Here is a 19,481-nt window from a genome sequence, read left to right as displayed (position 1 = left end):
ACCTTTATCCTTCTAACTTTACAGCATTTTCCTCTGCTATGCAATACATCTCGATCCCCCTAAATCCCCCTTAAAAAGGGGGACTTTCCTCGTTCCCCCCTTTCTAAGGGGGGCTAGGGGGGATCGCACTGTACCTTATGAGAGCGCCAAGTGCTGTAACTATAAATCCTCATGACGAACCCAGTCAGAACGGCGATAGCCCCGCTTGAGATGAGTTTTAAAGCGAACGCCGCTGTTGTAAGTCTCGCGGAGAGCCTGAATTGCAGTGCGCAATTTGGGCAGCACCTCCTTGAACTGGTTAAAGGGAATCAAAATAGCAAAGTAGTCATTGTCAGACAGACGAATAATTAGCTTGAGCTTAATACTATCGACTTCGGTGGCAAAGTCAAATCCATCTTCCTTGGCAATTTTACGCACCTGAGCCAAGATAGCTTGCACTTTCAAGTCTTTCTGCTTTTGGCGCTTGGCAGCCTGGGCTTTTTGCCGATCGACCCGCTGCAAAAATGCTTTGACCAGGGCAACCACTTCATCAATATCTGAAACGGGGGCAGGCGATCGCTCTCTGTCTAACTCTACCCAGAGCTGTTCCTCCGGAGTCCTGAACAAATGTAAATGGGTATGATCTCTATACCAGCGATCGCTTGATTCTTCTAGCAGAATAGAACAACAGAGGGTGTTGCTGGGGGGCTTGTCTGCATTTGCCCCCCCTTGGAAACGACTATAATGATGAGAGTTATCATTCCGCTTAACGCCTGCGAGAGGCTCAACTCGCGCCAATAACTCTTCCGCCAGCTCTTGGGCCTTTTCGGGGTCAACGCTGAGGGGTTTCTCCCCCGAGATATTCTCCCGGAGGAGCTTTTGCAAACTTCGTGATGTGATGGACATAAGATAAACGACCTTTTTTAACTGACAAATTAAATGTTCCCAGTTTCGTTGATAAACTCGGTTTCTGCGTAATATCATGTCCGGATAATCAGTGATAAAAAAGTTTTTGTTTGTAGTTGGGCTTTAGCCCTATCTACAGTTCGGGCTAAAGCCCAACTACAAGCTTTAATTATAACTATTCAACCGGACATGATATAAGAGCTGATTTGTAAACTTAGCTAGAAGTCTTATATTGCCTAGCTTATAGTCATTTGACGCTTACTGGACAATAACTCACTAAACCTAAGTATAGCAAGGAATTCAGCCTCTTAATATTTACTTTATAAATCAGCTCTAAGTCCTGACTATTTAACTTAACTCGTCAGGAATGATACCCAACTCTCGCAGTTTTGCCACCAAGCGATCGCTTTGTTTTTTGGCCTCGGTAGCTTGTTGTTTAGCTGCTGCTGCCTCTTGTTCAGCATTGATAGCTCGTTGTTCAGCATTGGTGGCTCGTTGTTTAGCTACTGCTGCCTCTTGTTCGGCATTGGTAGCTCGTTGTTTAGCTACTGCTGCCTCCTCTTTAGCTGCTGCTTCCTTCTCTTCTAAAGTCGGTATCAAATCTCCTTCCAGGGTCATCCACCGCAACCAGAGTCTATCTATCCTATTGTAACTACCCTGCCACAAACCCAGACTCAGTTCTATCTCAGGAACCAACAAACGTCCCTCATTCAACTCTACCTTTTGGTAGCGATCGCCTACTAAATGAAACGCCTTCATTTCATTGGTATAGCGACTGAAGGTAACATAATAAGGCACTTTCAGAATACTCTCGTAAACTTCCCACTTAGTAGGAAGTTTTCCCGGTTCTCCTGGTTTTTCTCCTAAATCTTCATCTTCTGTACCCGGAGATAATAACTCTACTACCATCAATGGGTTAATTTTTTCGTCCCAAACTACATAGCTCAAGCGCATATCTCGTTGTTCGTAAAAACTCGGCACTCCCACAACTGCAAACCAGTCTGGGCGTTTGTACCATTTAGGATGTTTGACATCGTAGTAGAGATTCATATCAGTACCACAAAACAATTTATCGGGATACCAGTTGCGCGGTTGAAAAGTTTGGCGTAAAAGTTCAGGTTGAAAGTCGTGAAATACATCTGACAAACCAGGTTCCTCCGGGTTTTCGCTTGGTAAGTCGTACATGGTAGGCAAAGTTTCCTTTGCGGGAAGTGATGGTTCATGTTGAACGGATATATTAGTCATATTATTACTCTCGACATAGTTTTTATAGTTTTAAAAGCGACCCTATCTGCGCGCATTTTTCCCATAATTACAGAGTAACACACTATTTTGATTAATGGGAATAGATCGGAAATAGAAAAGCGATCGCTAATTCCTGATATTTTCGGGCGAGCAGAATACTCACCCTTTCACTCGCCAGCAAATTGTAAAACCCTATTGTAGAGGCTAACGCTAATCCGAAAATTATTTTCAGAAATCAACCTATCCAAAATTGGCTTAATTTCTAAAATCAGACCTTTTCTCTTAGCTTCCTGCAATACAGCTAACAAACCACTTATTTTCTTCACTCCCAACTCCAAAGCCACCCTTCTTCCTCTACGCTCGTCTACTAGTAACAAATCTGCATCCAGTTCCAAAGCTAAAATAATTGCTTCTGCTTCTCCTATATCTAAATCAACTCGCAACTCCTCAACTCCCTGGCGATTTTCAACTTTCCGGTTTTCGATCCAATCTAAAGTTTGAACCTCAACCGTACCTGGTACTTGATATCCTAAAGAAGCCATTTCATCATAAACTGCTTGAGGAATAATGACGCGATCGTAAAGTTGATGAAGAAGTTCCAACGCTCCCACTGCTGACAAATTAGTGATAGGTGAAGTATCGCTGACAACAATCATAACCTACCCATTTCCTGCAAAGTTTTAATATCTTCCTCAAACTCCTCAATATCGTAATGGATGCAAATACCCCGTTCAGAAATTTCCCGCTGAAACTCTAACAAATTAATTCCAGCTAAACGACGCGCTTTACCAATACTAATTCTATCTTGTTGAAATAACATAATAGCAATTTCCAACTTTAATTGTGCTTCGGACATTTTAGCCGATACCAGCACGTCATCAGGAATAACTACACTCATTTTTTATTTATCTCCTTTTGATTCTGGAACAGTGCGACTCGTGCTGTTTTTTTGATTACAGCTTGCTAAATTTACTTAAGCGATCACACAGTGTGACGAATGCAACATCGCCTTTTATTCAAGACAGTTGAACCCTACTTCTCCTCTTAATTTTCTGTCAAATGTCACAGTTTCTACACAACCTACTCGACGAGCTATTACTCCTATCAAATAATCAGAAAAATCTGCACTCCCCTGTTTTGTCCGCTCAATAGCTTCATAAAGAACAGAAGGGTTTTCCAATTCAAAAACTGTACTCTGCAACATCATTTCCAAGACGTTGATAATTCTATCTTTGCTAAATCTGTATGCTTGACTTTTGAGAACCCAAACTAATTCACACAAAACAATATTAGAAACAAAACATGGCTGATTTTCTCTAATAATTTCTAGTGCTTTTTGCCACTGAAGTTCATCGTCTCTAGTCAAATAGCGAACTAGAATATTGGTATCAACTCCAATCAATAGCTGCCTCCTGAATCGCGTTTTCCATATCCTCAATTGTTGCTTTCTCAATTCCAGGATAATGTAGGATACCCGACAAGTCTTCCACAGAGAACTTCAGAGGAATTATTTTAACCTGTCCTTGTTCATCAATAACGAATTCTATTTTACTCCCTGCATTCAGTTTCAGGTAGTCTCTAATTTCTTCAGGGATCGTTATTTGTCCGCGATCGCTAACTATTGTACTGGCCATTACTATTATTTGCTAGATTTACTTAATTTTAATGGATATTTATAAAAATTCTGTGACGTTTTAGGGGTAGGTACTGGACATTTTTGGGAGCAACGGCATTTCAGTGAGGCCATTTCTAATAGCGACTCAGACCGAATTCTCAAGACTCTGCGCTATATCCATGCCAACTCCAAAGCTGCAGGGTTACATCTGGGGTTTACTTACAGCGCTTTTCAGATTGATCAACCACATCGTCATAACCAAAAACCCTGTAGGGACGTTCGCATTTTTGTTATGCAACGTCTCTACTGTGGTCTACCGAAGTGAAAACCGCTGTATGCTTTTAGCAATTATGGTAGTTATGCACAATTGACTGATGATGGTTTGACCGAATGGCATCCCGCTTTTCTAGAATTGGCCACAACCTTAGAGGAATGTGCTAAACGGTATCGGGACTTTTGTAAGCGATACACTCCTAAAAAGAAAAAGACAACTCCCCGCCGTAATTGGGGGAGTTGCTTTTTGGACAAAATGACTAAGGGTTTTCAGGCCAAACCAAAGGGTAGGGAAGGGGTTCCTGGACAGTTGAACTTAGACCTGGAGGGGTACCAGGAGGTGTACCAGGTAGACCCGTTGGGAAGTTGCTTTGGCTCAAAGGCTGCCCATACATTCATTACAGCAAATGGGGCGGCAATGATGGGTTTGACGACTTGATATGCGATGATGCTAATATGCATCTATCTCATCTCAATTTCCTTTATTCATTTACCAACCAACAATCAAATACCCATCCTTTTTCCACCAACTCTTACAATTTTACCTCCTTCCCATCTTCTAGCCACTTTTACATTACCTTCCCAACAATTGTTCCACCATTCTAATTCTCTTGCTCTTGCTTGCTCCTCTTGCTCCTCTTGCGCCTCATCCGCAACGGTAATATTATTATCTAATTCCAGATCAAACGAAAAAAACCAAAAATTATTAATAATCTCAACACTACTCAACTTTTTTCTCCAAACTAAATTTTTATCATGAAGACACTTCAGACTTTCTCTATTGTCCTTACGAAACTGTTCTTCTATTTTTTCTTTACAACTCTTTTTACTACACACACTTAACACACTTCCCGCTATGGCTTTTTGTGGAACAACAACATAAAGCAACAACAATAGACAACAGCCTACCAATATTTTTTTCAACATCAATTTTCTTTAACTCTACACTAATTAGACGTTCTTCCAATAGGAATTCTGAATTTTTTTTGATAATTAATAATTATTATATAATACAAATGTCATAATTTTTATTAATATTAATAATTTTATTCTCCGGTACTGACTCCCGCTAGGCATCCATCTACTTGCTGCAAATCCTCGCGCCACTAAGTATCAATCTGCTGCAAAATAAAGAAACGTTCCGCATCCCGCATCAAACCACCAAAATCTGATTCACCTGCGCTTATGATAAGCATTCCTGACCTGCTCGTGTTAGCCTTCAATTATCAATTATCAATTATTCCTTTCCTATTATTGTAACATTCCTCATCATTCCTTGGTCTTCGTGAATCAGAATATGACAATGCAGAACAAATTTTCCATCATAATCTGAAAACCGATGACGAATGGTGACATTTTTTTTATTAACAGCAACTGTATCCCACCAACGCCAATTTGACGGCATATCCTCTTTATCTGGATCAATTAGATCGCCCTTGATTTGGAAATGATTGACATGAATGTGGAAGGGATGAGGAGAGTCAGATGGATTTTATAACACCCATTGTTCAGCAGTATTCAGCTCCAGAATATAGTCCTGGGATTCTGGATCGTATGCTTCTCCATTAATATAATAATGTCTGAGACCTCCTCCCGATGCTCTGGAAAAACTAACCTTTCGTGGTACATTCAAGGAACCTTCCTCAGAATTCTTAATCTCGCGATCGCTAATAGGTTGCAGATAATCAGGCAATTCTCCCTCAATCATATCTGGGATTTTTCCGACCGCATCACTTTCTCCCTTAACCTTGATGTAAGCTAACACTTGTCTGTTTATATTTGATGCCCTGACATTCATTGTCTCATACCTATCTTTAACAAGTTTATAATGACTTTTTGGCAGACTAACGAGAAAATCAGCGCGATTTCCAGGGGCTATCAATAGTATTAAAATAATTGAACAAAATTTAACATAAATAGATATTTACTGTGATATACTAGATTTATGTCTAAGTTATTAAACTATTATCAAGAGGTGGCCGATAAATTGAAATGCAATCAATCAAGACTAAATTAAAAGTCAATAATCAACAAAAAACTATACTCGCCAAACACGCAGGTGTAGCTCGTCATGCTTATAATTGGGGATTAGCTACTTGCATTTATGAATATGAAGCTACCAAAAAACGACTGAGTGCTATCACTTTACATAAACGTTTGGTAACTGAAGTCAAAAGTGAAAACCCTTGGTATTATGAAGTATCAAAATGTGCCCCTCAGCAAGCATTAAGAGATTTAGAAAGGGCATTTAAAAACTTTTTAACTATTCCTAAATGTGGATTTCCCAAGTTTAAGAAAAAAGGTAAAAAAGACAGTTTTTACTTAGAAGGAAGTATTAAAATCCTGAAAGGAAATAATATAAAATTACCAAGAATAGGGATAGTAAAAACCTATGAAATCTTACCCTCCGTACCAGTAAAAAATGTCAGGATAGCCTCTTTCAGAGGAGCTTCGCTAACAAAAAAGGCAGATAATTGGTATATCAGTTTTAAATATGATTTTGAGCCAGACCCTACTGGAAAAAAACGGGATATTATTGGTGTAGATGTGGGTATAAATGCTCTAGCCACCTGTAGTGATGGAAGCAAGTATGCTAATGTCAAAGCATATAAGCAAGCCAAAAAACGATTAACTCGTTATCAACGCCGTGTCCAGAAAAAAGAGCCAGGCTCTAAAAACAGAGCTAAAGCGGTAAAAAAACTAGCAAGAGTGCACAAAAAAGTAGCAGATATTAGAGCAGATACACTACATAAACTAACAACATGGTTAGCTAAAAACCACAGCACCATAGTGATAGAAGATTTGAATGTAAGCGGAATGCTCAAAAACCACAAGCTAGCAAGCGCCATCGCCGATTGTGGCTTTTATGAATTTAAGCGTCAGTTATCATACAAGTGCGAGTGGTACGGCAGTGAGCTAATAATAGCAGATAGATTTTATCCAAGCTCTCAATTATGTTCTCAGTGTGGGCATCAACAGAAAATGCCGTTGCACAAGAGAACTTACAAATGTTATTACTGTGGTTTGGAGACAGACAGAGACTTTAATGCTGCTGTTAACTTAGAAAACTATGCGCGTCAGTAGGTGGAGTTCCCACCGAGAAGAAGCCTGTGGAGAAGATAAGTTGCAGACTGCGGTCAGTGATCTTCTGTGAAACAGGAAGCTAGCTCCAAAACCCTTATGGGTAAGTTTGGGTAAGTTTAGTAGAACGGAAACGTGGAATCCATGAAAGTGTACGTTAGTGGTATTGAAGCACCCAGGTTTATTTCCGTGTTGCAATTCTTTGCAGGTGTTTCCTCCTGACTGGTTGTTAGGAGCTAGGTTATTGATAAATTTGAATTCAATTTTTTCCCCTGCATAGCGTCTCAAAGTGGGTCAAGGTATTGAATTATTATAAAGACGCACAGAAATAGGAACGCTGTCATTACCATCGTTTGCTGGAAGAGTTAAGTGATGTTCTGCCACACGCAATTCTTTTCCTGTGAATTCTATAGGATCGCGAAATTTAGTGTATTTATAAGGTTGAGGTGCAGGAAACTTAGAAGAGGTTAATTTTGTGAGCGATCGATAAAGGAAAATCAAGGTAGTAGTAGTAGCAGCTATTCCAGTTCCTAAAAATGTTCGTCTACTTATCCTTAATTTTGATTTTGGGGTATTTTGTTCTGAGTTTTCCCTGGCTTTTTGCTCATGGTTTTGCTCGGTCATTTGTTTTAGATATTATTTGTAAAGCAGAAGAATTTTACAAGAGTCTACTACTCCGTCATGCCATATTAAACTTTAAGAAATAGTTGACTTTTTGTCCAAAGTTTAGCCAAGTAATTCATTATCAATTAAAAAGATTATCCATTGGTCATAAGAGACTTTAAACCTTTGGGGATTAATTATCAATTATCCATTGTTAAGGGCGGGTTTATTTTTTTGATCGGAATTAAGTTAGTAAATTATAACATAAGAGTTACATTTCATCAATATCTCTATTATACTACTTTGAAAAAAGAAAGTTATGAATAATTAAATGTGATTATAAAGACTTTACAGGAGATGTTTATTTGACAAACTAAAGATAATTTCTAACCTAAAAAATGGTCTTGAAGCAATTCATTCTGACTCCTGACTCCTAATAAATAGTTCTTGATGAACAGAAAACTACTAACTAAATTAGTTATAGATGAATTAATAACTATTGAAAACTTTATTACCTAAAATCCCCCCCATAAATTATCAGTCAAATCTAATCTTTTCCCCTTAAAATTAATAATGAACTTAGACATATCTCCTGCTTGGATTTCCCTTAAAACTGCAACAGTCACTACAATTATTACCTTTTTCCTCGGCATCGCCACAGCACGTTGGATGCTAGGATATCGTGGTAAAAACAAAGGACTAATTGATGCTCTCTTAACATCTCCTCTGGTATTGCCTCCAACTGTCACAGGTTTTCTATTACTATTATTATTGGGTAGAAACGGTCCCCTTGGTCATCTACTCTCCTCAATGGGGATAACATTAATTTTTACTTGGCCTGCCACTGTAATTGCAGCTACCGTTGTTTCATTCCCCCTGATGTACAAAACATCACTTGCAGCTTTTAATCAAATTGATACCAGTTTGCTTGCTTGTGCCAGAACTTTAGGTGCTTCAGAATGGAGAGTATTTTGGCGAATTTTATTACCCTTGGCAAAACCGGGAATAGTTGCCGGAACATTATTAGCTTTTGCTAGATCCCTCGGTGAATTTGGTGCAACCTTAATGTTGGCAGGCAGTATTCCTGGCAAAACTGAAACTATTCCCATTGCCATTTTCTTTGCTTCCGAAGGTGGGAATATGAAAGAAGCATTTGCTTGGGTGTTAGTAATTTTAGCCATATCTCTTGGGGTGATAACTGGAGTCAACTTCTGGTCAGAATCTCAAATTAAGAAACGCAGGGCAACAAAAACAGAAAAGCAAATTATAGATGTACGCTCCGTACCTGTAGTCAAAACAAAACCTGTGACACTCAACTCCCGGAACAAATCACAAAGTCTATTTGTAGATATCCAGAAGCAACTCCCAGGATTTTTATTAGATGTTGCTTTCAGCGCTAATGACAAACCATTGGGGTTATTAGGAGGTTCCGGTGCTGGCAAAAGTATGATTTTACGTTGCATTGCTGGTTTAGAAACTCCCACTCAAGGACGCATAGTTTTAAATGGTCGAGTATTATTCGATGCAGAACAGAAAATTGATTTACCCAGTCGCGATCGCCACGTTGGTTATCTATTTCAAAACTACGCTCTTTTCCCCCACATGACCGTAGCTGAAAATATTGCTTTTGGTTTGCCGAAAGGTTTGTCGTCAAATGAGATTCAACAACAAGTACAAGCGCACCTGTTGGCAGTGCAGTTACCAGGATATGAAAAACGATATCCAGGGGAACTTTCTGGAGGTCAGCAACAACGGGTAGCTTTAGCGCGAGCATTAGCAAGTCAACCCGATGCTTTATTATTAGATGAAGCCTTTTCCGCATTAGATACCCACCTGCGACATCAGATTGAAACATTAGTTATTGCCACTTTAGAAAATTATCAGGGAGTGACATTATTGGTGACTCACAACCTAGAGGAAGCTTACCGCATTTGCCAAAATCTCTTAGTTGTTGATGACGGAATCATTCTTAGTCACGGTGTCAAACATGACATTTTTGAATATTCTACCAGTGTGAGAGTTGCTCAGTTAACTGGTTGTAAAAACTTTTCTCAAGCAGTAATTATTGACGATCATAGGGTAGAAGCTGTTGACTGGGGATGTAGTCTTGATATTCTCGAACCCATTCCAGAACATTTTTCTCATGTTGGTATTCGCGCTCACCAAATTACTTTTCCAGAGGAAGCAAACCAACCGAATACTTTCCCCTGTTGGTTAGCAGCAACCAGCGAAACTCAACATCGGATGACTTTATATTTGAAATTATATCAACCTGCTAGAAATGCTTTTGACTACGATTTACACGCAGAAGTATTTAAAGAAAAATGGCATCAAATTAAAAATCGTTCTTTTCCTTGGCAGGTTTGTTTAGATCCGTTCCGTTTGTTATTACTAGAAGGTACTGCATCTCGATCGAATGTTAACTGGTATCTTCAAGATTCCCAAGAAATTTTCTTGGTGAAACGTCAAACCAAAAATACAATCAACTAATATGATATCCGAATAATTAGTGATAAAAAAGTGTTTGTTTGTAGTAGGGCTTGTAACTGTTGGCTAAAATCTGGTATTATCTATAAAAATCTAGGATTATCTGTTTATGCTACTTGGATTCAAAACTGAACTACATCCCAATAACCAGCAAAAAACCTTGCTGGCTAAACACGCAGGTGTAGCGCGTCATGCTTACAATTGGGGCTTGTGGTTAACTAAAAATATCCTGAATCACAATTCCAACAATCCTAATAGTAAACTTAAATTTCCGACGGCAATTGACCTGCATAAACTTTTAGTAGCAATGGTTAAACCGAATAACTATTGGTATTATGAAGTATCTAAAACAGCGCCCCAATATGCTTTAAGGTATTTATCAAATGCTTGGAAGCGTTGCTTTAGTAAAGTCTCAGGACAACCTAAATTCAAGAAGAAAGGTAGAGATGATAGTTTTACTTTAGACGGTTCAATATCAGTAGGTTTTAATCATATAAAACTGCCCCGAATTGGATGGATTAAAACTTATGAGATACTCCCAGATAATATTACCCCTAAGTCGGTAACTATTAGCAAAAAAGCAGATAGATGGTTTGTCAGTTTTAAGATAGAAACTACACCTCAAATTACTGATAAATCAGTAGATGTAGTTGGTGTTGATTTAGGTGTCAAATCTCTAGCTACGTTATCCACTGGTGAAGTATTTCCTGGTGCTAAATCTTATAGAAAGTATGAGGCAAAACTCTCTCGGTTGCAATATTTGAACAGGCATAAAACCAAGTTTTCCAATAACTGGAAAAAAGCACAGCTAAAAATAGGGAGACTACACGCAAAGGTAGCTGAGATCAGGAAAGATACATTACATAAACTAACAACCTATTTGGCTAAAAACCACAGTCGAATAGTAATAGAAGACTTAAATGTATCAGGGATGATGTTAAATCATAAGTTAGCTAAGGCTGTTGCTGACATGGGTTTTTATGAGTTTCGTAGACAGTTAGAGTACAAATGTGAGTTATACGGTTCTGACCTGATCGTTGTTGATAGATGGTTTCCTAGCTCTAAGACTTGCTCTCACTGTGGAACTGTTAAAGAGTCTCTGCTGTTATCAGAGCGCGTTTTCAATTGCGAAAACTGTAATTTTAGCTGTGATCGAGACTTGAATGCAGCGTTAAATTTAGCTATGGCGGGCAGTTCGCCCGTATCAGCTTGTGGACTGGATAACGCCGACGTTGCCAGGTTGAAGCAAGAATAGAACAGATTCTTTATAGATAATCATAGATTTATATAGATAATCATAGGTTTCTAAGAACGGCTTCAGCAACTAAAATATCTATCTGAGGGCTAAAGCTTTACTACGAGCTGTAATTATAACTATTCAACCGGACATAATATCATAATATAATATCAAATTCAATTTTTCAATTAGAATTACCGCAAATAATGATTACAGAAAATAATGTTAAACTGATCGTATACGACCCTGAAGAAGAGGTTATCGTCCAATGGAAAAATTAGATAATATCTAAGCTAAAATACTAAATCATATATACTTATACAAAATCATTGGTAGTGTGTCAAGGAAGTGTAGTCCGGGTAGGGAGACAGAGAAAGTAGGAGGAATAATTGTACCTGTATCTTTATTGTGCTTGTCTACCTTTTATCCTAACTTTTTGGTCGCTCAAGCTGTATTATTGGCACTTTTTTCGCTCCCAAAATGCTAAAACCTTTATATATCATTGCTTTTAGATGAGATTAGCCAGCCCTACTTACTGATCCCACACTTTGCTGAACTCTAGTTTCAATGAAACAGAACCGGATGTTATATAGTCTCATAAACTAGATGAAATGATATAATGCACCATTTTAGCTCTGTCAGTCCAGTACAGGCATTATAGAGCTACTCATTACAGCGGTTTTCATTTCGGTAGACCACAGTAGGGGCGAATGGCCATTCGCCCCTACATGCTTTTGGTGATGATGTGAGGTCATCAATCTGAAAAGCGCTGTAAGGTTAGGACATTTCTAAATCCTGAAACTTTTTGATAATCTGCTATTCCCTATTCCCTAGCGCGTAGCACTATAGAACCCATTTTGGATCTCTTGAAAAATAGAGGGGGAATGTGGGGAGGGTGGGGAGTGTGGGAAGAGTGGGAATAGGGGGAAGCTTAGGGTGTAGGGAAGATCGGGAGATGAGGAGATGGCGGGTTTGGAGGTGTATTAGAGTATTTTTCACCTTTTTTCTCGTATTGCTTAATTCCCATATACGACTCTGTGCCTCAAAAATTTTTACCCAGGCAAAGATACAAATGGGTTCTGTACAACCTACATTCCGCACGACAAAATGTAGCATGAAAAACGGAGACAGGAGACAGGAGACAGGAGACAGGAGGCAATCAAAGTGGTCAATAGGAGTAAGTAATTGAGTATTTATGCTTAATATTTTCCTGAGAATCTGACTCCTGAGAAAGGTCAATGAATAGGATTTATAGAGTATAAATACGAACCCGCGCTACCATTTTTTATACTACTTTTAATATTACAACTTGACGTGCGGAATATGGGGTACAATAGAGTTGTTGGGAAATAAAAATTTAAAATGCTCAAAAGCTTATAGACTAAGCTTTTCATGATTTTACAACTGAAAAACACTATAAACTTTGACTAATAAGGGTTTTAGCTATTTTTTTAGCTTAATTCCCAACAACTCTAATAGACTTGTCGCTTTATAACTAAAAAAACTGGCAAACCATTGTCATGTAAGGATTTCAGATATTCCGGAATAAAACGCCTGAAATTACTCCTGTGTCTGAATTTGAGCCATTTTTTCCATCTATTTAGCGACAACTTTAATGCACCACCATCAAAAAATATTTCATCTTAAGTTTAACAGTTAATTACCCATATACTGATGACAGCGTTCAAGATAAATCTGAGCAACCAGATCGCCTTGATAATCTTCTAAGCATTCTTGAAACAAACCCCCTGCTTGTTGAAATAACTCTTGATGAAATAACAAGACCGCCCTTTCAAACTTCTCTTTAGTGGCGATTTTAGCATCCCGTAATTCTGTCGGGTCAGCAGAAAATACTTCAAATAAACTCACCGCTTTGTTTTTTCCTTTAGCTTTGACTTGAGCAATAAATCGGAAATCGTATTCTAAGGGATTACTTAAGCTTGTAAAAGTTTTCTCGGTGATTAACAGAGAAACTCCATAAGTTTTGGTTAACCCTTCCACTCTTGAGGAGAGGTTCACCGCATCTCCGATCGCCGTTCCATCCATACGCCCAAATCCGCCTACAGTACCTAACATTAATACTCCTGTATGTAAACCAATACCAATGCGCAGAGGTTGAAGATGATTTTCTTGCCTTTGTAAATTATATTTTTTCAATTCTTGCAACATAGCGATCGCCCCTTTCACTGCATCATCAGCAGAATTAGGAAACAAAGCCATAATAGCATCACCAATATATTTATCAATAAACCCACCATGAGCTTGAATTTGGGGTTCCATATAACCGAGATATTCATTAATAAAAGCAAAGTTTTCTGCTGGGGTCATCTTTTCAGAGATAGTTGTAAAATCCCGAATATCAGAAAATAAAACCGTCATTTCCCGTTCTACTTGATCTCCAAGTTTGACATCCACAATGCTCTTTTTGTCTAAAAAGCTGAGAAACTGAGCCGGAACAAAACGCTCATAAGCCTGGTTTAATTTAGTTATATTGTTATATAGTTGAGCATTTTCTAATGAAATTGCTGCTTGACTAGCAATAGTTCGTAACAGTGCCATGCGTTCTCTGGTAAAAGCGCCAGTAGTCAGGTTATTTTCTAGATAAATAATACCCTGGAGTTTACCTTGATTGATTAAAGGAGTGCAGGCAATAGACTGACATTGATATTTTTGAATGTAAGGGTTGTCGGTAAAATTCCCTTCACGAGTAGCATTGTTCAAAACAATAGTTTGACCAGTACGGGCAACATAATAGACAATTTTTGACGCCACCATTTTAAATTCAGACAGAGGAATAGACTGCAATAGCGAAACTTTCTCTGAGTATTCTTCCTTTGTTGCTTCAATAAACAAACCTTCCCCATGAGCCAAAATTAATATTCCTCGTTGCGCTCCTGCATTTTCAATGAGAATATCCATTAAAGTTGCCAGCAATTTTTCCAAAACAATCTCGCTAGAAATAGCAGTCGTGGATTTAATCACTGTAGCTAAATCTAAAAATTCACTATCATTAGAAGTGTTTGTACCCTGAACCCATGTTGTCTGAGAGTTTTTGCTCTTGGAAGTTTTACACAATTTAGGATAGTTTTTTTCCAGGTGCTTAACTTTTGCTATTGCTCCCCATTGACTGTAGCAGTAATGTGCTTCCATCATGTAAACGGAAGCAAGTTTTTCCTGCTGCCAGTCTAGATAAAATTTGGCTGCTAGTTCATTTGCTAGAGCTTCTTCTTGAATATATTCGTTAGTTCTAGCTCCTGATATCGCCAAGTCATATAGCTCTATTGCTTCGGCTTTTTTTCCCTTAACTCGGCAAATTTCTGCTTCTACTAAATCTACTTTATGTTGGTAATTCATCGGTGCTGAGTCTGCCCATTGCTGTTGTAATAGCCTTTGATTTTCTCTGACTCGTTCCATCACCTCTGATATCTCCTTTTGGGCTTCACTCCAACTTGCTAAGGCAATCAAAGAGTCATAAAAATAAAATACTGGTTGAGTCACGAGTCCTGAAATAGTAAACACATATCCCTTAATTTCTTCTATATAGTTTTGAATAGATTCAATTTCTTCAAACAGATAACACAGCATCATCTTATATAAGTAAAACAATCCTAACCCCAGAAAGTCATTAACAGACATCATTTGATCTCTAAATTCAGCTTCAGTGTCTACATTTCCAGATAAAATAGTTGGATATTTAGCAATTCCAAGCAAATTTAATGTTGAGAGCCAACAACTGCGACACCACTTAGCTGCTACCAATTGATTCAATTGTACTAACCCATCACAGTAACTATGAGTTAATTTTTCCAAGGCAGCTAGAGGTTGACTGCTCCAAAAAGATTGTACACAAGACGAATAAGCATTGTAGCCAGCACATTCCAAGTTTCCCACTTCTAAAGCCATTCCATAACCTTCTTCCAAATAAGACACAGCTTCTTTGATATGAGACTTACGATGTAGGAGAAAGGACATCACAACATGTATTACCAATGGCTTTTCCCTTTTTAAATCTAGTTTGGAGACTAGCTGTAGTGCTAGTTGACCAAACTTTACCCCCACATCAATATCTTGCAGGACATTACAAGCAATGATTCCATAGCAGGAATAAGCAAAGGCTGAAGCTGATGCATTGCCATATTGAATAGATAGTTTGACTGACAAAGCAGTCAATAATGGAAATAACAAAGAGCCTGAAATGTTGGTAGCTGGAATAATGCTATTGATAATCTCTACAATCGCAATTTTTTCTCTATCCTGCATCATTGGCAGCTCAACTAACTTTTCTATTTCTCCATCACCAATCAATATTTCTATCTCTGAGAGTGCTTGTTGAACATCATCCTGTGTCAGTTTTTCTGGAAAAGTGACACCTAATTGTCCTAAAAATTGTTTAGCAATAGCAATAGCTTCCGTCCATAAATTTCTCGCATTATATGATTGTAGTTGAATCCCATAAACATTCATCTGTTCTGGTAAAGAGCGGGTATTGGCAATGACTATCTCAATCAACTCTTCCATCTCCTCAAATTCACCACATAAAGCAGCTAATTTCGTCCCCAACTCATAGAATTCTAAAGTCATTTCATATTGCCTAGACCAAGCATTTTCTCCTAGTAATGATAATCCAATGTTGGCATATTCACGACCTGCTTGGTAAGCATTGGCGTCTTTAGCTTTAGCACAAGCAAGTAAGTTGAGTTGAGCTAATTCATCTCGCTCAGTTTGTTGGGTAATTAAAGCTTTTCCATAGTTTAGTTGGTTGACGATCTCAAAAATCCGTTCTTCTTTAGTTTCTGGGGACATCTTTTGCAGTAGCAGTTGTCCGATCTGATAATGAGTCTGGTTTTTTTCCTCATCGGGAATTAGAGCATAAGCAGCTTGCTGAATCCGATCGTGGCTGAATTTAAAAGATTGAATCAGCAGATTTTCATCTAATTCTGACTGGGGTAAAATTAAATTTCGGTCAAGACAAATTTTTAATAACTCAAAAGTTTCTTGAGCAGAAATTTTGACTACCCAAGTGATAGTTTTTAAGTCAAATTCTGCTCCCAAACAAGCAGCAATAGATAAAAGTTCTTGGCTTGGTTTTGGTAATTTTTGCAGCTTAACTACCATCAATTCCACAACATTATCTGTTAATTTCCTAGCCTCTATCGCTTCTATATTCCATTGCCAAAATCTTGATGTAGGATGAAAATTTAGTAATTTTTCACTATATAATGCCTGTAAAAATTCATTAATAAAGAAAGGATTTCCTCCTGTTTTTTTCCTCAATAACCAGGCTAATTCGCAAACTTTTTCTGGATTTTGCTTCAAGGTATCGCCGATTAGATAAGCAATTTGATATACAGGTAATTTTTGCAACTTAATTTTGTTAATTCTAGCCTGATTTTGCTTCAGTTTTTGCAGAGAAATAGTCAAAGGATGACCTGCCGAAACTTCATTATCGCGGTAAGCTCCTAAGAGTAAAAGATATTTGGTTGTTCCTGATATTAATAGCCGTTCAATCAATGTCAAAGTTGCTAAATCTGCCCATTGTAAATCATCAATAAATAGAGTCAATGGATGCTCGCAATCGCATAAACAACTAATAAAATCACCAAAAACAAGGTTGAAACGATTTTGCGCTTCAGTTCCTCCTAATAGGGTAACGGGAGGTTGTTTGCCGATAATTAATTCTACTTCGGGAATCACATCAATAATTACTTGTCCGTTATTTCCTAATGCTTGCAATAATTTTTCTCGCCATACCTGCAACGTAGCTTTACTTTCTCCCAATAATTGCTCAATCAACCCGCGAAAAGCTGCCACTATTGCTGAATAAGGAATGTTGCGTTGAAATTGGTCAAATTTGCCGGATATAAAATACCCTCGACGTTCGGTTATCGGTTTGAAAAGTTCTTGCACCAGGGATGATTTGCCAATACCAGAATAACCACTCACTAACATCAGTTCTACTTTTCCTGTTTCCACAACTCTCTTAAATGTTTTCAGTAAAGTTGGTATTTCTTTTTCCCTGCCATAAAGTTTTTGGGGTATTTGGAAGCGATCCGAAATATCCTGTTGACCTAGTGGGAAGGAATTAATATTCCCTGTTCCTTCTAGTTGTCGGCGACATTCTTCTAAATCTGCTTTTAACCCATAAGCACTTTGATAGCGGTCTTCGGCATTCTTGGCCATCAATTTCATCACAATATCTGCCAGTACTGGGGGAATTTCTGCATCACTCACTATTACATTACTAATAGTTGAAGGTAGAGATTTAGCATTTTTGGCCTTCAATTTTATAATAATATCTGCCAGCACTGGGGGAATTTTTTTCTGCTCTTTTTGTCCTTTATTAATAATTGAAGGAGGAGGTTTCGCAATGTGGGAATGAACTAATTCCAAAGGGTCCGAACTTTGAAAGGGCAATTTTCCCGTTAACATTTCATAGAAAGTTACTCCCAAAGAATAAAAATCTGAGCGATAATCTAAACCCCGATTCATTCTTCCTGTTTGTTCTGGGGAAATATAAGTTAGAGTACCTTCTAATACATTGGGATTTTTTAGGGTCGGGTTTTCTCGAGTAAGTTGAGTGGCAATGCCAAAGTCAATAATTTTAACTTCTTTAGTTTTGGGATTAAAAACAATATTGTCGGGATTAATATCTTTATGAATAACATTTTGAGCGTGAATTTGTCCTAGAATCTCGGTAATTCGGAGCCCCAGGACTAAAAATTCTGAGGTGGATAAGATTTTCTGCTCTTTTAGCCATCTTTTTAAGGATATTCCTCCAAAGTCTTCAAACACAATTGCATAGCTTCTTTCCCATTCTTCCAGACTATAAGCTTTGATAATACCAGGAGATTCTAATTGGCAAGTCAGATAATATTCTTGTTTGTAACGGCGAATTTGTTCCGGAGTGGGATAGTCTCGGTTGAGAAATTTGAGGATAACGGGTTGGTTATCCTTAACTTTTCGAGCGCGATATACTTGTGAGTTTGCACTCTCATGGATTTGAATAAAATCTTGGTATCCAGCAAGATTAACCATAAAAATAACGAAGGAGAAGGTTAGGCACTCTATTTATTCTAATGCAGTCGAGTTAATTCGGAAATAATCTCGATTCTGAGAAACTATTTGTTAAATTGAAAGTTAAATTCTTGTTTAGTAGAGCGCCCTGGCTAAAATTGTGGGTAAAGTCAAAGGTTGTCTTCAACACTTCTAAGCTGATTACAATTATACCAAATTCAAAAAAGGTCGTTACAGTAAAAAAAGAGTAGGGAATAGGGGAAAACCTTGGTCTTTATTTAATTTTCCTATATGGCAAAATCCAGATGTTCCCTAACTACAAAAAAAGTTAATATAGCATTGTTTTTTGAAACTGGTATTACTTGTAATTTTAAGCTAGAAGTGGTATAGCTGAAGTCAGAAGGCGCGAAGTCAGATAGGGGAGCTGTCGGTAGAGCGAAGTACAGAAGTAAAATTCACAGCAAGGACTAAATTTGAGAGGAGCGAGAATGTCCGCGCTAGTAATGGCAACTGCTATAATAGTACTGTTACACATCTAAAATAGTTGATTATTTTAGGGTGCGCTAGATGCCTAAAACTTAAGCTGTGAAAGGTATTTAGCAATCTATCATAAAGCACCATTTTAGATGTGTCAGTCCAGTAGGATAGGTTAGGCAGTAATACCGACCGTTGCTCACCCTAGCTGGAAAATGTCCGCCAGACCCCATGGAGATTAACCATTATGGCTGTCTTAATATTTGTTTTTACGACTATAGCAAATTTCAAAAAGATACCTACAGTAAAATCGTCGGCAAAACTATTAAGATATTTGCAATCCTCCTAGCACCTACGACCTAGCAAAAAAAATCAATGTACCAACATTTGATTAAATTGGTATTATAGCGCGACACATTAAGGTTAGGACATCTCTCTATTGCCTTCTGGAGCTGTTGCTTGTTGCCTTTCAACCCAGATTTATTGTCAAACACTAAAAAACGTACTGCTATATAGCTGTGTCAGTGTGAAACCCAAGCAAACTCCCTGAAAATGTTGGCGTTCGGA

At 38.1% G+C, this 19,481-nt stretch carries 14 protein-coding genes and 1 pseudogene; 4 read left to right on the top strand and 11 right to left on the bottom strand.

Annotation, left to right across the window (positions count from 1 at the left end; translation table 11 throughout):
* Positions 1–159 precede the first annotated feature (159 nt).
* From ACP6PM_RS05560 to ACP6PM_RS05535, 6 genes are all read right to left on the bottom strand, one after another.
* Positions 160–885: a hypothetical protein gene (locus ACP6PM_RS05560; protein WP_426582595.1), complete on the bottom strand. Its 726-nt coding sequence runs from the start codon at positions 883–885 to the stop codon at positions 160–162.
* A 348-nt stretch (positions 886–1,233) separates the two neighbouring features.
* A complete protein-coding gene (locus tag ACP6PM_RS05555; RefSeq protein ID WP_426582593.1) occupies positions 1,234–2,130 on the bottom strand; it encodes a Uma2 family endonuclease in 897 nt (298 codons plus the stop codon).
* Positions 2,131–2,297: 167 nt separating this feature from the next.
* Positions 2,298–2,786 (bottom strand): PIN domain-containing protein, encoded by a 489-nt coding sequence (locus ACP6PM_RS05550; protein ID WP_426582591.1) that lies wholly within the window; start codon positions 2,784–2,786, stop codon positions 2,298–2,300.
* Positions 2,783–3,028 carry a UPF0175 family protein gene (locus tag ACP6PM_RS05545; protein WP_426582589.1) on the bottom strand — a complete coding sequence of 82 codons (246 nt, stop codon included), beginning with the start codon at positions 3,026–3,028 and terminating at the stop codon, positions 2,783–2,785. The genes ACP6PM_RS05550 and ACP6PM_RS05545 overlap by 4 nt, the downstream gene beginning before the upstream one ends.
* A gap of 114 nt (positions 3,029–3,142) precedes the next feature.
* A complete protein-coding gene (locus ACP6PM_RS05540) occupies positions 3,143–3,532 on the bottom strand; it encodes a PIN domain-containing protein (protein WP_426582587.1) in 390 nt (129 codons plus the stop codon).
* Positions 3,519–3,764: an AbrB/MazE/SpoVT family DNA-binding domain-containing protein gene (locus ACP6PM_RS05535; protein WP_426582585.1), complete on the bottom strand. Its 246-nt coding sequence runs from the start codon at positions 3,762–3,764 to the stop codon at positions 3,519–3,521. The genes ACP6PM_RS05540 and ACP6PM_RS05535 overlap by 14 nt, the downstream gene beginning before the upstream one ends.
* A 348-nt stretch (positions 3,765–4,112) precedes the next feature.
* On the opposite strand from ACP6PM_RS05535, the gene ACP6PM_RS05530 reads away from it, so the two are divergent.
* A complete protein-coding gene (locus ACP6PM_RS05530) occupies positions 4,113–4,457 on the top strand; it encodes a hypothetical protein (protein ID WP_426582583.1) in 345 nt (114 codons plus the stop codon).
* A 65-nt stretch (positions 4,458–4,522) separates the two neighbouring features.
* Here the strand turns inward: ACP6PM_RS05530 and ACP6PM_RS05525 are convergent, their stop codons facing one another.
* The 3 genes and pseudogenes from ACP6PM_RS05525 to ACP6PM_RS05515 form a co-directional block, all read right to left on the bottom strand.
* Positions 4,523–4,945, bottom strand: a complete 423-nt coding sequence (locus ACP6PM_RS05525; protein ID WP_426582581.1) for a hypothetical protein — start codon at positions 4,943–4,945, stop codon at positions 4,523–4,525.
* A gap of 310 nt (positions 4,946–5,255) precedes the next feature.
* Positions 5,256–5,498, bottom strand: a pseudogene (locus ACP6PM_RS05520) (multicopper oxidase domain-containing protein); the annotation flags it as partial.
* A 12-nt stretch (positions 5,499–5,510) separates the two neighbouring features.
* Positions 5,511–5,816, bottom strand: coding sequence for a cupredoxin domain-containing protein (locus ACP6PM_RS05515; RefSeq protein ID WP_426582579.1), 306 nt, complete (start codon positions 5,814–5,816; stop codon positions 5,511–5,513).
* Positions 5,817–6,010: 194 nt separating this feature from the next.
* Here ACP6PM_RS05515 and ACP6PM_RS05510 point away from each other — a divergent pair, with 194 nt between their 5' ends.
* Positions 6,011–7,102, top strand: coding sequence for an RNA-guided endonuclease InsQ/TnpB family protein (locus tag ACP6PM_RS05510; protein ID WP_426582578.1), 1,092 nt, complete (start codon positions 6,011–6,013; stop codon positions 7,100–7,102).
* A gap of 291 nt (positions 7,103–7,393) precedes the next feature.
* On the opposite strand, the gene ACP6PM_RS05505 is transcribed toward ACP6PM_RS05510, so the two are convergent.
* The gene (locus ACP6PM_RS05505) at positions 7,394–7,723 is read right to left on the bottom strand and encodes a hypothetical protein (RefSeq protein ID WP_426582576.1); all 330 of its coding nucleotides are present in this window, start codon (positions 7,721–7,723) and stop codon (positions 7,394–7,396) included.
* 552 nt (positions 7,724–8,275) lie between these two features.
* Between ACP6PM_RS05505 and modB the strand changes: the two genes are divergently transcribed.
* Positions 8,276–10,192 (top strand): molybdate ABC transporter permease subunit, encoded by a 1,917-nt coding sequence (gene modB, locus ACP6PM_RS05500; protein ID WP_426582574.1) that lies wholly within the window; start codon positions 8,276–8,278, stop codon positions 10,190–10,192.
* A gap of 106 nt (positions 10,193–10,298) precedes the next feature.
* Positions 10,299–11,444, top strand: a complete 1,146-nt coding sequence (locus ACP6PM_RS05495; RefSeq protein ID WP_426582572.1) for an RNA-guided endonuclease InsQ/TnpB family protein — start codon at positions 10,299–10,301, stop codon at positions 11,442–11,444.
* A 1,638-nt stretch (positions 11,445–13,082) separates the two neighbouring features.
* On the opposite strand, the gene ACP6PM_RS05490 is transcribed toward ACP6PM_RS05495, so the two are convergent.
* On the bottom strand, positions 13,083–18,461 hold the full coding sequence (locus tag ACP6PM_RS05490) for an AAA family ATPase (RefSeq protein WP_426582570.1): 5,379 nt from the start codon (positions 18,459–18,461) through the stop codon (positions 13,083–13,085).
* Positions 18,462–19,481: the final 1,020 nt, after the last annotated feature.

The organism is Dapis brunnea BLCC-M229, assembly GCF_050015995.1.
GTDB lineage: Bacteria > Cyanobacteriota > Cyanobacteriia > Cyanobacteriales > Microcoleaceae > Trichodesmium.
Note: the sequence above shows the minus strand (reverse complement) of the source record. Positions and strands in the feature narration are given on the sequence as shown.

Bases quoted from the DNA above. Each gene is read 5' to 3' on its own strand.
- ACP6PM_RS05560 (WP_426582595.1), bottom strand. From the start codon at position 885: ATGTCCATCACATCACGAAGTTTGCAAAAGCTCCTCCGGGAGAATATC.
- ACP6PM_RS05555 (WP_426582593.1), bottom strand. From the start codon at position 2,130: ATGACTAATATATCCGTTCAACATGAACCATCACTTCCCGCAAAGGAA.
- ACP6PM_RS05550 (WP_426582591.1), bottom strand. From the start codon at position 2,786: ATGATTGTTGTCAGCGATACTTCACCTATCACTAATTTGTCAGCAGTG.
- ACP6PM_RS05545 (WP_426582589.1), bottom strand. From the start codon at position 3,028: ATGAGTGTAGTTATTCCTGATGACGTGCTGGTATCGGCTAAAATGTCC.
- ACP6PM_RS05535 (WP_426582585.1), bottom strand. From the start codon at position 3,764: ATGGCCAGTACAATAGTTAGCGATCGCGGACAAATAACGATCCCTGAA.
- ACP6PM_RS05525 (WP_426582581.1), bottom strand. From the start codon at position 4,945: ATGTTGAAAAAAATATTGGTAGGCTGTTGTCTATTGTTGTTGCTTTAT.
- ACP6PM_RS05515 (WP_426582579.1), bottom strand. From the start codon at position 5,816: ATGAATGTCAGGGCATCAAATATAAACAGACAAGTGTTAGCTTACATC.
- ACP6PM_RS05510 (WP_426582578.1), top strand. From the start codon at position 6,011: ATGCAATCAATCAAGACTAAATTAAAAGTCAATAATCAACAAAAAACT.
- ACP6PM_RS05505 (WP_426582576.1), bottom strand. From the start codon at position 7,723: ATGACCGAGCAAAACCATGAGCAAAAAGCCAGGGAAAACTCAGAACAA.
- modB (WP_426582574.1), top strand. From the start codon at position 8,276: ATGAACTTAGACATATCTCCTGCTTGGATTTCCCTTAAAACTGCAACA.
- ACP6PM_RS05495 (WP_426582572.1), top strand. From the start codon at position 10,299: ATGCTACTTGGATTCAAAACTGAACTACATCCCAATAACCAGCAAAAA.
- ACP6PM_RS05490 (WP_426582570.1), bottom strand. From the start codon at position 18,461: ATGGTTAATCTTGCTGGATACCAAGATTTTATTCAAATCCATGAGAGT.